The 16,178-nt window shown below is 48.1% G+C and carries 10 protein-coding genes; 1 reads left to right on the top strand and 9 read right to left on the bottom strand.

Annotated features, from left to right (window positions below):
• Positions 1-59 precede the first annotated feature (59 nt).
• The 4 genes from M0Q40_00250 to glpX all read right to left on the bottom strand — a co-directional run bounded on the left by M0Q40_00250 (position 60) and on the right by glpX (position 7,531).
• On the bottom strand, positions 60-2,078 hold the full coding sequence (locus M0Q40_00250; GenBank protein ID MCK9221054.1) for an NHL repeat-containing protein: 2,019 nt from the start codon (positions 2,076-2,078) through the stop codon (positions 60-62).
• A gap of 396 nt (positions 2,079-2,474) precedes the next feature.
• Entirely contained in the window at positions 2,475-3,029 is a 555-nt protein-coding gene (locus M0Q40_00245) for a hypothetical protein (GenBank protein ID MCK9221053.1), read from the bottom strand.
• A gap of 31 nt (positions 3,030-3,060) precedes the next feature.
• A complete protein-coding gene (locus M0Q40_00240) occupies positions 3,061-6,111 on the bottom strand; it encodes a hypothetical protein (GenBank protein ID MCK9221052.1) in 3,051 nt (1,016 codons plus the stop codon).
• A gap of 427 nt (positions 6,112-6,538) precedes the next feature.
• Positions 6,539-7,531: a class II fructose-bisphosphatase gene (gene glpX, locus M0Q40_00235; protein ID MCK9221051.1), complete on the bottom strand. Its 993-nt coding sequence runs from the start codon at positions 7,529-7,531 to the stop codon at positions 6,539-6,541.
• A 541-nt stretch (positions 7,532-8,072) separates the two neighbouring features.
• Here glpX and M0Q40_00230 point away from each other — a divergent pair.
• Positions 8,073-9,086 carry an SGNH/GDSL hydrolase family protein gene (locus tag M0Q40_00230; protein ID MCK9221050.1) on the top strand — a complete coding sequence of 338 codons (1,014 nt, stop codon included), beginning with the start codon at positions 8,073-8,075 and terminating at the stop codon, positions 9,084-9,086.
• 363 nt (positions 9,087-9,449) lie between these two features.
• Here the strand turns inward: M0Q40_00230 and M0Q40_00225 are convergent, their stop codons facing one another.
• The 5 genes from M0Q40_00225 to M0Q40_00205 form a co-directional block, all read right to left on the bottom strand.
• Positions 9,450-10,307 (bottom strand): N-acetylmuramic acid 6-phosphate etherase, encoded by an 858-nt coding sequence (locus M0Q40_00225; protein ID MCK9221049.1) that lies wholly within the window; start codon positions 10,305-10,307, stop codon positions 9,450-9,452.
• Positions 10,308-10,342: 35 nt separating this feature from the next.
• A complete protein-coding gene (locus M0Q40_00220) occupies positions 10,343-11,320 on the bottom strand; it encodes a hypothetical protein (protein ID MCK9221048.1) in 978 nt (325 codons plus the stop codon).
• A 163-nt stretch (positions 11,321-11,483) separates the two neighbouring features.
• Positions 11,484-12,692 (bottom strand): DUF1343 domain-containing protein, encoded by a 1,209-nt coding sequence (locus M0Q40_00215; protein ID MCK9221047.1) that lies wholly within the window; start codon positions 12,690-12,692, stop codon positions 11,484-11,486.
• A gap of 156 nt (positions 12,693-12,848) precedes the next feature.
• Positions 12,849-15,353: an ABC transporter permease gene (locus M0Q40_00210; protein MCK9221046.1), complete on the bottom strand. Its 2,505-nt coding sequence runs from the start codon at positions 15,351-15,353 to the stop codon at positions 12,849-12,851.
• Positions 15,353-16,036, bottom strand: a complete 684-nt coding sequence (locus tag M0Q40_00205; protein ID MCK9221045.1) for an ABC transporter ATP-binding protein — start codon at positions 16,034-16,036, stop codon at positions 15,353-15,355. The genes M0Q40_00210 and M0Q40_00205 overlap by 1 nt, the downstream gene beginning before the upstream one ends.
• Between the last annotated feature and the right edge of the window lie 142 nt (positions 16,037-16,178).

Here is a 16,178-nt window from a genome sequence, read left to right as displayed (position 1 = left end):
TATTAACCTCCTTCAACCAGAACAATTCGGTAAAGAACCTAGACTTCGCGAACATCTGTTTATCTGATCGAGATCTCAATGATGACCTCCTTAACGAAATCCACCATCTGGTTGATTAGTCCATAAACCAAGGCTGCACCGCCTACAAAAAATGCCATGCAAATTATAGACAGGATCGAGATCCCGATGGTCCGTTTCCAGTTATAGTTATGCATTACCCTTACCATAGATAGGAACATGAAGATCTGTGCAAAGTTCATTATCGAAAGGATGCTAGCGTAAAGCCCTGCTTCATGAGCACAGCAAACGTGGCTGAAAAGAGTCAGAAGTGGCACCACAATAATATAAGGGACAACGCAGATTGATGAACCAACGAATATGTCCCGCAGATTGGCTTCACTACCGGCAATGGCAGTTACGCTCCAATTGGCAAAGACCCATAATCCAAAGGGAAGGAGCATTCTACCCACTTCTACAAGCTCATGTACCTTAGCAGGATCCACTGATTGGAGCGGAAAGTGAGTAAACTTCAGGGTAATAAACCTTGCTGCTAAGAACAGGAATAGGAGAATAAAACTTGATAGTAGGCTGACCTCCTCTTTGGCTCTCAGGAAGCCTTCACCTGGATGGAACAGGCAGAGGTAAATCAGCTTAACGGCTCGACCAAACGGCCCGGTCTCTTCATCAGGCTTCTCAAGGACCCGCCGTATCAGCTTAACAATAACCACGATGAGAACGATGATTCCGATTACACTAAGAATCAGCGTTCCAAAATTCTGCCGTAAGGTGATGAGCCTTTTTTCCGAGAAAGACTTACTATAGCCAGCTTTATCATTTCCAAGTTCATAGTACTTCATAGCCATATCGTAATCTTCTTTTCGATGGTAAACCTTACCCATACCAACATAGCCCATAGTGTAGTTACTATTAAGCTCGATAACTTGACTCCATGGAACAGCGGCCTCATCATAACGACCATCCATATACAACTGAGTGGCAGCATGAACAAGGTTCGCAAACTCAGTAGGCCTGAAGATTTGAATGCGAGCGCGGTCCTTATCAAGAATATATAGAAGTCCATTTGAATCAACATCAATGCTTGCTGCGTGGCTCACATAACCTTTCCCCTCACCCTTACCACCAAAAACGAGGAGCAGGTTACCTTCCTGGTCATATTGATAGACTTTACTCGATGAGGAATCTAGTGCAGATATGACTCCATACTGGTTTACAGTTAAATCAATAAAGCGGGGCATAACCCATTGCCATCCCTGCCGGATCCTTTCCCCGTAGAATCCTTCAGGATGCACGTTTACTCCCACGGGACTCAAACGCTTAATCTGGTTTCTGGTTTCATAAATGGTAGTAGTATAGAAGAATCCATCGTCCCGCAAAAAGATGTTGGAATGAGGTGGTGGCAGATCTCGTGCAAATCTTTCTTTCTGAGCCTCGGTAGCAAACAACCGGATCATAAGACGTCTTAGGCTCCAACCAACCGGGTTATGTGCAAAGAACTCGACGAAATTACCTTGAAGGTCAAGATCGACGATACCACGATAGTCATTACTGTTAATAACGTAGACGTGATCTCGGTTATCCACTGTCAACTTTGTAGGACGATACTGGAAATCGTCTCCAAGAATTTCGTGCTTTGGCTGCTCCAGAACTAAAGTAACTTCGCCTTCAGGATTAAACCTCACGACTCGGGAGTTTTGTGTATCAGCGACCCACACGTTGCTCTCCGAATCGACGTGGACACCCTCCGGTCTGTTTAGGGCGCCTTCACCTCTTCTGTCACCATAGGTGTGGAGGATGTTGCCCGCAGGATCTAGTTTAACAATCCTGTTATTCCATGTATCAACGACGTATATATTGTCGTCCGGGTCAATGAATAAGTCCAGGGGATTGTCAAGGCCGACATCGCGTATCTCCCTTTCGTACACATAACCCAAAGGAGATGGAACACGTCTATTGGTTTCTGGGTCCAAGACGTAGCCAACCTGGAACGCCGCTCCTATCGAAGTCAAACAGGCAATCGTAATGAGCAACGTTGTTAATACATAAGCTACCTTTCTCATCCTTTTACACCTCTTCATTTTCTTATCTGGCAAAGTGATTCATTGCCCGCGCAAATAAGGAGGCCTAAGTAATCACTATTGAAAGTGGCATCAAAATGAAATACCACTCATGAAAACCTTGACCGATCCGGTATGACACGTAATCCTTTATAGGTTTCTTTGTGTTATTCGTCGTGTCACATATTAAATCCTTCCTTCTTCCTCAAAAAATGCAATGCCCACAGGTTTTTCCATTGCCCCTCAGAGGAGCATCGCAGGTTTTAGGATATACAGCGTTCATCCAACAAACCTATTGCGCCCCACATAGATTATGAATCCTTTGTGGAAAGGGATTCTGGATCCATTTCCCCCGTCAGACTCTGTTTGCCCTCTGAAATCTCCTAAAAGCCACGTCAATCATGGTCGAGGTCTACATAAAATTTCCATAATCCTCGTCTCAAAGACAGCAGTTGAATGGCCAGGTCGAATAATACAGGCTGTATCCGCTCCCCTACTCTTGCCTGCAATAGCGATTACGTCTTCACCGTAGGGAATAAGACCAGCATCAAGGGCCATCATACTAATCTCCACACATACCTTCACACCCTGCCCAAACATCCGCAGAGTATTTGCGATAATCTCTGGGGGATAAATGCCACCGAAACCATGCCTTAGGCTTCGATCTATGCCAGCAAGCAGATGGGTTGTTGTCAGGAGCTTAACACCCTTGTCTCCTAGTTGCTGTCGTATCTCCTTTGGCATCTCGTCCAATCCAGGCTCGCGGAAACCCACCTGATGCGTTACTCCCACAATCGTTAGATGCGCGGTATCAAACTCAGATACCAACTGAAGTATGGTATTGCCTTCATTAGAAGCTACAACAAGATGCTCTATTCCACGCTCATTGGCTTCTTCATAGGCGACGGACAAAGTAGCTCTTGTATTCGCTACTCCCGGGGTATCCCCAAACACATCTATCCCTCCTAGACTCAACATCAAGCTCTCATTCTAGCTCTAAACAAACCTGTCCAAGCCCCACTGGCGTAAGCTTATACTCATCGGTCCAGTATTCTTTATCAACAAAGGTACCAGGACCAACCACTTTTAGTTCTACTCCGGTATGATGATGAGGACCGAATAGATTGCGCAGATTGTTTGTAAGAACAACTTCAATTCTGTTGTGACCTTGCCGTAATACCTGATCAAGATCGACCATATAAGGACGCCATAGTATCTTCCCTACATTCTGTCCGTTAACCAAGACCTCAGCCACAGTTGCACAGAGTTGATCGAACACAAGTCGTGCAGCATTAGGACATTCCGAAAGTTCCACAATAGTGCTTAACACCATCTTGCCAGCATAGAAAGGATAACCTTGGCTTGTAAAATCCATGGTGTTCAGCGTTCGCGGTTCCTGAACAATCACAAACCGTCCATCCTTTTCCTCCAGGGCAAAATCACCAATGACAAAGGTTGCATCTATCTCCGTGGAACGGAGTTTGGATGGCTGTGCGGGATTTATGGGCTTATCAATGAAACCGGAATGCCCACCGAAGTACAATTCATTTAGCCCTTCGAGATCCCTGTAGGTCCCATAATACTCGAGCACATTCTCACCTGTGGTCACTAGAGGCGTGATGTCTTTCTTTCGCAAGGTAGGATCTAACCAGTAACCGTCATCATTGGAGAGGATCCTTCGTCCATTAAGATAAACCTTATAGTCAACAGGCATCTCCATGGCTAAAGCCACATGAGAGGGAAGGTGCTTCACATGGAAAACTTGACGAATGGCAAATCTAAACTCCTGTTGCCTTTTCCCCAGTTTGTACAATTCCTCAAGGGCAAACAAAACAAACATGGGCTCACTCCAAGCACCTTCAGCGACTTTGTATTGACACATATCAAGGCATAGTGCATTGGGGTCAAGACGCTCAAACTTCCAATCTACAGGCAGTCTTTTTACTTTACCCGGAGAGAAGTCTGGCATGGCCGTCTGAGAGACAAAGCCATAGCGCTCAGGTTTGTCCGTCAATAGTATGAGTAACGAGCCTGCTTGGGCAAAATGCCAACTAACCCTAATCTGGTCCGACTGAACCTGATGGTCCAGCTGGTATAGCTCCCCGGACTCACTATTCAACCGAAACAAGTGCCTTCCTGCAGCGTTGCACAAGGGTATTTTCACCGTAGCATGGCCGGAGGACTCCTTACTTGTGTTTGCCAAAAAGTACACTTCATCACCGTTTTCCAAGCGGCGTTGATGGTACCAAACAGCCCGGCGTAGTTCTTCCGGAGCTTCAATCTGAACCCGTAGATCCAAGTGCCTGCATAACACAGGAATCAATTCATCCATAGCAGTATACTCTTGGTCCACCAGCAATTCCGATTTCCGTCCATCAATCATTGTCGGCACTTCTCCCACAAAGAGAACATCACCACCTGCTTGGACAAACCTGGTCAACAGTTTCAATGTGGATGAACGTAGCGTAATCATTGGCGGTACCACCACCACACCATAGGACTGCTCACCTACGTGAAACTCCCCATTGGACACTTCGCCGTACTTTTCGATTAGCGACTCATCCCCCAGATCATAATCAATCTGGTTTCGCAGTAGTTCCTCGATGATAGCTGTGAATTTCCTATTGTATTCCTTCGTAACCCGCTGCTTGTCAGGGGTAAAGGTCACCCAACCCGTCTCAATCGGATGTAGCACTAACACATCGGTAACCCGGCTTCCACATGATAGAACATAAGCCGTGCGGGACAAATAGTCCGATAACCCCTTAATGTCGGACCAGTAAGGCTGCTGGATGAAGATGTTCGGTGGGTAATCCCGTTTACGACAGCCCCTGGTACTGTAAAGAGACAAATGGGGGTTTACCAGGTTAATTCCATGGACAAAATGCCAATCGGCAATCCATTTCATATCCTCAAAGGACATGTTCTGCCCGCTAACCCCAAACATTTCAGATAGCACCCGTTGCCGGCCCAGCTGATTAGCCACGCTGCTGCACTGCTTCGCAGTAATATCATCGTTAATATTTCTGGCCAAATGGTCAATCCCAGGAATGTGCATGTACTCATAATGGGGCATCGCACTACAGATCCATTGCATCTGGCTGACGAAGTTGTCTTCACACATGTAATGGCCTGTCAATTTTAGCTGATGATCCTCACACCACTGGTAGACCCTTTTTGAGAAGTTCTCCACAAAACATTCGGCAAGCAGTTTCCAAAAATCGTAGCGGACTTTTTCATATTCGCCTAGGTCAAAAAACAGTGAGAGAAAATGTTCCTTGATCTCATAGCCGTACTTCTCCTTGAACCATTGTGGAAATGACGGCGTCCACTGATAACTAAGCAGTGGTGCGTGGGAACGATAGTGACAAGCTGGTTCGTCGGTAAACACGCCGGGAATCGTTTTGCCAAAGTCTGCCTCTAGGTAATCCTTGTATAATTCATATGTAGACTCCAAAAAGGCATCGGTAACCACTGGATCCAGTAAGTCCGGATAGCAATACCCGTTGAACCATCGATGGCCAATGGGGCAGGTCCGCTGATAAATATAAAGGACTGTACGCCCCTCTTCCTTGGCTTCTGCGGTCTCTTCCAGGTGGATCTTTTGAATGGCACGAGGTTTACCGTTTTTCATGGTACAGCTGTATACCTGATAAATCTCTACTAGATCCTCTGGATCAGTGATCTCATCTATAGCCAAAACCAGATTCTTCATTCGATAACGCTTACCTAGTGCCGGTACTGCACCCCCGGCAAAACCACTAGGCCAGCGATCCTCATCATATAACCAAGCGCCCATACCTCGGTTCTTTGCTTCTTCAACACATACCTTGACTAAATGCATCCATTCGTCTGTGAGATAGGGGGTACGAATCCCAATGCGGGAATGCATGAAGAAACCACCCCACCCTTGCTCATCCATCAAAGCAATCTGCCTAATCAGCTCTTCTTCGGTTAATTCATCATTCCACGACCAAAAGGGTACTGGTCGGAAGTCCTTAGGTGGAACAGCGAAATCCTTAACTTCAAACCCCATATGTTGCGGCAGAATCGTACCACTTACCCGGATTGCGGCACTTTTCTAGCCTCGCTCCCTTCTCATATCCTCATAGGTCTAATACCGATTGCCCCCTAGAGACTGTGTTTGGGGCCTTAGGTATATCTACCAATTTATCTGCAGATTGCTTTCTGCCAACGTGTGTATTCGAAAACTCCCAGTTACCCTTTGCATCTGCAGCGCTTCTTGACCACCTGTTCCTCTCCCGATGAAAACAATCAGAGCTACTCTCCTCATCAGTGCAAATCCAAACACAATATTGCTGTTTAATGCTAATTAACTGAATCACAGGAGTAGAAAAAGTCAAGGACTAGCCACAGCAGTCTTCTCGGTCCCTCACACAGATTATCTACGACAATAGCTCCTTCGATTCCGTCTTCATCCCATCATGTTCTTATAGTTCGTGCTAGAGGGGTATTTCCCTGCCTGTTCTTTGAGACCTAAGTGTTTTCTTCTTAAGGTTATGGCTCGTTTCAATGATACGCAGGGTCCCTGTCTTGGCTCGCATCATCATCGAATGCGTTACTGCCTTCGCCCCGAAATACCGAACTCCATGCAGAATATCCCCATCGGTAATTCCTGTGGTACAGAAGACCATATCCTCTCCACAGGCTAATTCCTCTGTAGTATAAATACGATGGAGCCCGATTCCCAACATCTGCTGCTCTTCATCGGAGGCGGGCCAGGGTTGCACTTGGATCTCCCCATCCAAACATCTTAAAGCCGCAGCAGTCACCACTGCCTCCATCGCCCCACCGATACCATAAAGAACGTCAACACCTGTATTCTCAAGGGCCGCAGCTAACCCTGCGGCCACATCTCCGTCTGAAATCAATTTGATCCTAACTCCAGTCTGTTGAACCTCTTTGATGAGACTCTCATTCCGAGGACGATCAAGCATAGCAACAGTTAAGTGTTTTAACTTGCGTCGCAGAACCCGCGCAATAACCCGCAGATTATCTCTAATTGGTAAGGAAAGATCAATGTGTCCTGCTGCATTTGGTCCTACTGCCAATTTCAAAACGTACCGGGTGGGAATGATGCAAAAGCTGCCCTGTCGGGCAGCTACAAAAATCGATAGGGCGTTTGGTAGTCCTAACGCTACTAATTTACTACCTTCGATGGGGGTAAGCACCACATCAAACTTGGGTCCATCGCCTTTCCCCACTCGGTTACCGTAGTCTAGAAGCACTCCAAATTCTGGTTTGCCAGAGGGATTCCGAATAACACCATCAATATTGACTAGTTCCAGCATGCCGATCATACCATCGGCCGCCGCCTTACCCGCTGCCTGAGCTGTTCCCTTTCCCATAAAGTAAGCAGCTCTTAGGGCAGCAGCCTCGGTAACTCTTACAAAGTCCAGCATTAGTTCCCGTTCTGCATCGACACCGGATTCCAACAAGCTTACCCCTTTCCTTCAAGAGACTATAGGCACATTAGACAGGAGGAAAATCCGTTCAATCCTTCGTAAAGATGCACAACTAGACGTTGACAACTCGGACATCTTCTAAGACCGAATCTGTCAGAACAATGCTCACAAACGGCAACAGTATCAAGACCATCACTAACCAGAGTAAGAGAGTTGTTGGAGAATATGCGGCCGCAAACCATACATGGCCGTTCTTGAGTAACCTTCTTTGGATCTAAGCTGAGTGCAAACCGATGTGCGCGTGAAGCAGGCATAGTATCCCTCCAAGTTATGTATTGGTGAAGTCCGCCCACGCTAACCCCTAGTTGCGTGCCGTCAAAGCACTCGATAAAAGTGCCGGAGGGACTAAGCAATGACTCACAGACTCATTGTATATAAAGCAGAGTTGTCCTGTCAATTTCAACCACAGCTATATTTCTTACGCAGAAGCGAAGGGATCATCCCTCCAAAAGCTAATTACTTAATAGGACTACAATTTGCTCAAATCACATTATAGCGAGGTAGAATATGAATGAGTGAAGTCAAGTGGTTTAATGTTGAGGGTTGGGGTGTCGAAGGTAAGGGTTGGCATGATACAAAGCATTTCTTCGATCGTTTACCTGCCCGAGCCGAAGGAATCGTTCGAGGACCGGTCTGGCAACTAAGCCAGCATTGTGCTGGCATGATCGTCCAATTCCATACCGATGCAGATACCATCAAGGTTCGCTGGCGGTTACGTTTTAGTGAGATGTCCTTGGCACATATGCCCAGTACCGGAGTCAGCGGTGTTGATCTGTACTGTAAGGACAGAGTCGGCAAGTGGCGGTGGCTTGGTTTGGGGTTTCCTGGAACGACTCAAGATGCTGAAGCAACGGTGGCTACAGGTTTGGAGCCATTACCGCGGGAGTTCATGCTTTACCTTCCATTATATAATGGGGTCGAGAGGGTTGAGATTGGCGTAAACAACGAAGCTAGCTTTACACCTGTGGCACCCCGCAAGGATAAACCTATAGTGTTCTACGGAACCTCTATTACCCACGGTGCCTGTGCCTCAAGACCCGGCATGCATCATGTAGGTATCTTAGGGCGCCGTTTGAATGTACCCGTAATTAATCTGGGTTTCTCTGGTCAAGGACAGATGGAGATCGAAGTGGCAAGTCTTCTGGCCGAACTAGATCCAAGCATTTTCGTTATTGATTGTCTGCCGAATATGAGTGACCAAATGGTCCAGGAACGCACCGAACCCTTAGTTAAAACCATTCGGGAAGAACATCCAAAAACTCCAATAGTCCTCGTCGAAGATCGGGATTATGGAAACAGCTACTTCTTCAAGGCAGCTCAACAAGGGCACCTAGGCAGACGCGTAGCCTTACGGGCCGCCTACAATCGGCTCAGAGACGGAGGAACTGATCATCTGTACTACGTGACGGGAGCTCAGCTCCTAGGTGATGATGGAGAAGCCACCGTGGACAGTTCCCATCCTACAGATCTTGGCTTCATGCGCATATCCGATGTTCTAGAACCCATTTTGAGGACACTGCTGTAAATCTATCTGAAGGATTACGGGCGGGGTTGACCGGTTCCCGCCCCTTCTCCTTCGTTTCGTATGATATACCTAGGTGGTTGCTTGGAACACGTACATAGTCGAAGGACATCGTCACTGACGCCAACCATCCCTGCTCCTACATCAAATAAGAATAACACAACAACTTTATGCATTCCCGATTCGTCAGATAACACCCAACAACCGGGGAAATTGGATGAGCATCCTCTTACACCTCAGCAATCTTATTACCTGCGACAAGTTCTCCCTTCCCGTGCAATATCCCCCACGGTGGCAATTGACATGCACAACGAGGATGCAGCCCCTTTTTTAGGGGTATCCTTCAGAGCATGGGCGGGACCTCACCTATATTCTCTCCAAGGCCTTTCTAAGAGAACCCTCGGCCTCTTCAAGTAGTGCACGGGCCTTGCTCAGATCGCCGGTACGTAGGAGAAGAACAGCCACCCGAACATCACCATCGGCTGCCCGCAGAGCTTCCTTGGAAATCTCTTCGTTTTCCCCGGAGATGGTGCACACAATACGGCAACCTCTTTCCAGACACTTGGCATTTTGTGAACCAAGTGCCACCATGAGGTTATCGTATACTAGACCAAGACGCACTGCCATGGCCGTGCTTAACATCGTCAAGACCATTCGTTGGGCCATCCCTGCCTTCATCCGGGTAGATCCAGTCACAACTTCCGGCCCTGTGGGCACAATGATCTTCACGTCGGCCTCAATCAGACTGGGATTGCAAGCGATCAGCAAAGTGGGACAACCGACTGTTCTTGCATAGTCAAGTCCCGCAAAGACAAACGGCGTAGTTCCACTTGCAGTCAGACCGATAACTACATCAGAATGACACAGACTGATTTGAGTCAGTTGCCTAACAGCTTCCGAACCGCGATCCTCCGCATGCTCAACTGCTTGGAAAACTGCCTCTCGTCCACCCGCAATAACATTTACCAGTCTTTCCGGAGATATTCCATACGTTGGTGGCAACTCTGCGGCGTCGACTAACGCAAGACGCGCACTAGTTCCTGCCCCTACATGGACAATCCGGCCACCGGTTTTGAAACTAGACGCCAGCAACTCCACCCCTTGTGCGATTTCTGGTATCGCTTGTCGCACAAGTAAAGGCACTGTCTGGTCTTCTTCATTGATCAAACTCAAAACCTGTTCTGTTGACATCAGATCTAGTTCGAAGGATTTTGGATTGCGCATTTCAGACGGTCTCATTTGTTTCAGACACTTCCCTTTCAGACGGTTGTAAACGGTTCTTTCAAGCTACGCTGCGCTAGCAGCAAAGCCCCCTGGACGGGTTCCGCCCACGGAGGAACAAAAACACAGCCTGATTCGGTGGATACAACATGTTCCCGCACCGAGGCAACTAATCTCGGCGTCCCCTTCAGGACGCCGCCTTGCCAACTTACTTTAACACGTTCTCCAGCAAATGATAGCTGGCGTAAGACCCCCAACACAGTATCGGACAGATCTTTACCCGCCCGGTTCAGGATACTATCGGCGACTTGGTCCCCTTCCGATGCAAGAATGGAAACGATCCTAGCCAACTCCGCGACACTGGTTCGATTCAGATTACTATCGTAAACAGTCCGTACCAAGGATTTGATGTCAGAGACATCAAAATGGGAAAGGAGGGCTTGGGTTAGCCTTGTTGATGCACCACGTCCATCCGCCGCCGCGCAAACAGCCCGTAATGCATCCCTGCCAATAGCATAACCACTTCCGGCATCCCCCAACAGCCAGCCCCATCCATCTGAGCGCGCTGTATCCCCTGCTTCATTGCATCCATACGCGATAGCACCGGTGCCCACCACAAGAACAATCCCTGACTCACCCCGTAGTGCGGCCACGTGCGCAATCTCCACATCAGATACAATCTGTAAACGTTGAGTAGATAAACGGTAACCTTCCTTCGCAAGGCAGGATACAACACAGTGGCGCACAGGTTCCGTACTACTTATTGACATAACACCGCTCAATCCTAAACACGCTGCAGTGATATGCATCGGTTCACCGCACTTGCTGCGCCACTTCGCCTTAGCACTCTCCATTGCCCGATGGATTGTAGTGTGCAACCCCGCAAGGGAGCGCTTTTGATCATACACTAGAGCACAAAACGGACCAGTTTCATCCGCTAGTAATCCGAATTGATCGTTTACCAAAACACAACGTGTACTAGTTCCCCCACCGTCTACAGCAAGAACAGTATCCATATTAGACCCCTTCTTCTCAACTACCACCATCGGACAACACCGTAATGTGAGGATTGCATGGTCCGCTAGACCTCACTCTATGTGTAATGATAATGGTGGCGCACGCTCTTATAATAGACCTTGCCACCATCGTGCATTACCCACTCCTGATCGCGTGCGCCCACTAATCATTCTCCAGAGCCGGATAAAGAAGATAATTCTCGCGCACGGCAAGAAACCGGTCGATCCCGGGCTGAAAGGAACTGAGTATTGAGTCTACACTCTCACCATCATCCAGTCTATGTCTGACTATATCAGTTCCCCAGAGCAAGTCAAAGTGCAGGGGCTCTGTCTTTCCGCGCCACTGAAAGTCCTGTGGAAATAACCGTTTTATGGTCGAGATCAGGTGAAGCGCAAACCCTATAGGCCGAAAGACATCCCGGTCAGTCACGTATATCTGCACCCCATGGCACCCTTCGCCCTTATATTTCGAAAAGGTAGGCGTAAAATGAGCCTGGCGGAGGGCTAATCCCGGTAGACTAAGCTCGCGAAGTGCCGCACACAATCTACCTGCGTCAATCCAAGGAGCACCGATTAACTCAAAAGGACAGGTAGTCCCCCGGCCCTCAGAAACGTTGGTCCCTTCGACTAGACAGGTTCCCGGATACACTGTGGCGGCCATTAGTGTTGGGATGTTCGGCCCCAGCATCACCCAGAAAGCACCGGTCTCGTCATACCAGTGCTCACGCCGCCAGCCCTCCATTCGAATAACTTCCAGTCGGCATCCAATACCAAAGTGCTCATTCATTAGCCAGGCTAGCTCCCCCATTGTCATTCCATGGCGCATTGCAATGGGATGGCAACCCACGAAGGAGCGGAAGGTCGGGTCGAGCACATTACCTTCCACACGGTCCCCTCGAATAGGATTGGGACGGTCACATACAATGACTTTGATACCATGCTCTGCCGCAGCTTCCATCACATACGAAAGGGTAGATGAGTACGTGAGAAAACGCACACCGCCATCGGGAATATCAAATACCAACGCGTCAATACCCTCTAGGGCCTTGGCCGATGGCTTTCTCGTATCACCGTACAGACTGTATACGGGCAACCCAGTTACGGGGTCCACTCCATTAGCTAACCTGATACCCGCCTGTGCATCGCCTCGCACCCCGTGTTCGGGGCCAAATAAGGCAACAAGGTTTACTTCTTTATGGTGGTACAGTGCCTCCACGGTGGGTATCAAAGATGAAGTCTGCCCACACTGATTGGTAATCAATCCCAACCGGGCACCCTTGTATTTCCGATGCGCCGCATTAAGGAAGACGTCAACCCCCAATCGAACCCTTTGAGTGATACAAGCATTGTTCATCGTATCGTATCTTTCCAACCTATATGCTCCTTTCCGGGTAGTGCTGTACCACAGAGTGACCCAATGACCCGAATGCAGCCTAACCCAGCCATGAGAGACACTGATAAAGCCTCCGTAGCCCGGCAAGCCCTAGTTCTGACCACATCTAGGGGATCAGGCTTCGGACCTGCTCATCTATTCATTCCTCAGTATCGTTAGAGGTTTTTCTTTCAACACATCCATGATCGAGAGAAGCCCAATTGCGACTGCCAATAGGATTACCCCTACTCCCACACCAAAGGAAAACAGTGCATCAAAGCGGTAGTGTGAAGAAAGCACTCTATTGGTCAACAACAGCGTTACTAGATTGGCGGTACCGATTCCCAGAATAACCGCAAGGAAGCCAGTTATCCCATTCTCTACGGCGTACTGAATTAGTAAAGTGATGGTATCTCCTCCAAGGCATCGGATTACCGCCATTTCCCTTCGCCGTTCCATTTTGTAAAGCAACACCGTGCCAGCCAGGATCACAAATCCAGTGACAATACTAAACAGACCGAGAAACTGCACGAAGGATGTAACCGTACCAAATATCCGATGGAGCATATCGAGTAGCTGCCCAATATCAAGGGCTAGGGAAATATTGGGGAAGGACAATCTGATCTCATTGACCGCATCTTGAGCTGACCCAATGCTACGAGCCATAACCATGTGCTCAAGTCCAACATTGAACTGTCCCATTGTGTCTTTGTTGATATAAGCAGACTGACCGAAGTCCATCCCTACTCTTATTCCTGAACCTTCTTGTTCCAACCCGACAACCTGGCAGCGCAGGGTGCTAGAGCCCAATTCGAGGACCAGCTCATCTCCTAGTGTAAGTCCTAAAGTCTGTGCCAGATCCTGATTGACCACAACGGCATTGGTATCGTTATCTGTGAGATCCCTACCTTCAACAATATTAAGAGGCATCAATTCATCCCCCGGTTTTACCCCCACAAGACTAAGATGATCTACTAGAGAACGCGGCACCTGATGCTCTTGGGCATATAGATCCATCGGGATATTACCGATAGTCCTAATGCGCCCCTTTGCCGCGCTCATTGCTACGTGGCTGTCGATATCAGGACTACCATCAAGAAACTCAACTAAAGAACCTACATCCTCACCGGGTACACCGGCAAGAACGATATTGTATGCTTTCGTATCCCGCAGGCTTTCCTCGATTAGACCAATCACGTTCTGTTGGAAAAATAGTACTACTGAGACAGCACCTAGACCAAGTGCTAAAACAAGAATCGACGAGATTAGACGTCTGCCTTTACTGTGCAGGCTACTTTTTATTAGCAGGCCCGTCCGCCCCCAAAAGATCGGAAGGCCGGATACGAGAGACAATATTTCTTTGATCAACAACCAAAGAACCCCTGTCACTAGAAGCATGACGAATACAAACACCATGCCCATCCGTAAAGAGGAGACTAAGTAAGAGACAACTAGGCTAAAGAATATAGCCAGCAGCACAATACCTGCAAAGTACTTAAGACGCTTCGTCTTTGGCTCGGGACTACCATCATCGTCCTTTAGGATGGTCATTGGACGCAAATATGCTCCTCGAATCACAGGAAGTAGGGAGAACACCAATGTCACAGACAAGCCCAAGACAGCCGATACGAAGACCACGGGTAAACTGACGGATAGCTCCGGCTTAATGGGGAGCAAACTGACAATACCAGGAAGCAACTGTGCCGCAACGGTCCCTAGGGCAATACCTAGTCCAGTACCAACAAGACCGAGCAGGAGTACTTGAACCAGAAAATAAAGGATAATCTGTTTCGTGTTTCCACCGACGGACTTCATGATCGCCAGCTCTTGCATTCGCTGGCGCATCATTACGTCGGCAGCACTAGCCACACCAAGACCGCCCAATAGCAGGGAGATCATCGCCGCGATCAGGACAAAATCGTTAACCTTTGACACTGACTCCTGGAAGCTTTCAAATGTATCGACATAAGTTCTAACAGAAGCAGTGGGAAAGACCTCTTTTAGGGAGTTGGCGACTTCGTCTAGCTGTTCTGGCGTTGACACCCTAACCAAGATCCTTGTGGAAATATCCCGGTTAACTACTTCATCAATCCTTAAGGGAACCATAGCACTACCGAACATGCCCGACTCCCGAGGGGTGGACTGCTCTAATATGATATCACCGACAATGTATGCATCTTTCCCAAGCCAAATCTCATCACCAATATCGATCTGAAGAGCATCCTTTGCTGATACACAAACTACCGCCTGTCCCTCCTTAAGGGCATCATCTAGCCGGTCGTGGTGCTTAAGAACTACCTGACCATACAGGGGGTAGGTTTTGGGGTCAACTCCTTGTATCTCCAACAACGCGGTCTTCCTTTGTTGGGGGTTAAGACCAACCTGATTCGCTACCGTGGTTATGGTATATGTAAAGGAGTCCGATTCCTCCAAGTACTCCAACTGATACCCCGAAATATGCCTGGTAACAACGACAACATCGCCACCGGTGATGGCTTGAATGTTACTACTGTAATAATTGATAATCGATCTGCCAAAAATCTGAACAGCTGCCACCGATGAGACTCCAACGGCAACACAGAGGATAACCACCAAGGCTCTTTGTTTGTGATAAAGTACCTCCTTGGGGAACTTCCTCAAAGCGTAGAGAAGTAGTGCCATCAAGCTACCTCCTCCACCAAAATCCCATCATCGATCCGCAGTATATAGTCAGCCCTTTGGGCTAACTCCAAATCGTGGGTAACCAGTACCAAAGTCCGCCCTTCATCACGGCATGTATCAAACAGCAAGTCCGCGATCTGCTTGCTGGACTTCCGGTCAAGATTCCCAGTGGGTTCATCGGCCAACACGATGGGCGGATCACACGCCAAAGCACGGGCTATAGCAGCCCGTTGTTGCTCTCCCCCTGACATCTGTCCGGGAAGATGCTGCTTGCGTTCCTCCAAGCCCACCGCTTGTAATAGTTCCTTAATGCGGACATCCCTGTTTCTTAGCTTATTATTCAGAATCAAGGCAAGTTCGATATTCTCATAGGCACTCAGTCTGGGAATTAGATTATAATTCTGGAATACAAAACCTAGAAGCTCACCCCTAATTTTGGCCATCTTACTCTCGCTAAGCTTCGTTATGTTTGTATCCCCGAGCCAGACCTCTCCTGAGGTTGGCTGATCAAGGCCGGCCATGATCCCTAGGAGAGTACTCTTACCACTTCCCGATGGACCAACGATGGCAACCACTTCTCCGCTCTTAATCTCTATATTGACTTCCTTCAATATGGTTAATACCTCTGAACCCGTTCGGAATTCCTTACGAACATCAAGCATCTTGATCTCACCCTTACCCATAGCCGGGTACCTCCTTCTTAAAACAGCAAGCCACGGTCTGCCCTTTTCGATATTTGTTTGCTGGTCCTATTTCTCGATGCGATCTAGAATATCCTCCTCGTCTGATCTTATGAATAGAGCTTGTACACTATCTTAAGCCATA

Source organism: Limnochordia bacterium (assembly GCA_023230925.1).
Taxonomy (GTDB): domain Bacteria; phylum Bacillota; class Limnochordia; order DUMW01; family DUMW01; genus JALNWK01.
This window is presented reverse-complemented; position numbering and strand designations above follow the sequence as displayed.

Bases quoted from the DNA above. Each gene is read 5' to 3' on its own strand.
- M0Q40_00240 (MCK9221052.1), bottom strand. From the start codon at position 6,111: ATGGGGTTTGAAGTTAAGGATTTCGCTGTTCCACCTAAGGACTTCCGA.
- M0Q40_00230 (MCK9221050.1), top strand. From the start codon at position 8,073: ATGAGTGAAGTCAAGTGGTTTAATGTTGAGGGTTGGGGTGTCGAAGGT.
- M0Q40_00205 (MCK9221045.1), bottom strand. From the start codon at position 16,036: ATGGGTAAGGGTGAGATCAAGATGCTTGATGTTCGTAAGGAATTCCGA.
- M0Q40_00210 (MCK9221046.1), bottom strand. From the start codon at position 15,353: ATGGCACTACTTCTCTACGCTTTGAGGAAGTTCCCCAAGGAGGTACTT.
- M0Q40_00225 (MCK9221049.1), bottom strand. From the start codon at position 10,307: ATGCGCAATCCAAAATCCTTCGAACTAGATCTGATGTCAACAGAACAG.
- M0Q40_00250 (MCK9221054.1), bottom strand. From the start codon at position 2,078: ATGAGAAAGGTAGCTTATGTATTAACAACGTTGCTCATTACGATTGCC.
- M0Q40_00220 (MCK9221048.1), bottom strand. From the start codon at position 11,320: ATGGATACTGTTCTTGCTGTAGACGGTGGGGGAACTAGTACACGTTGT.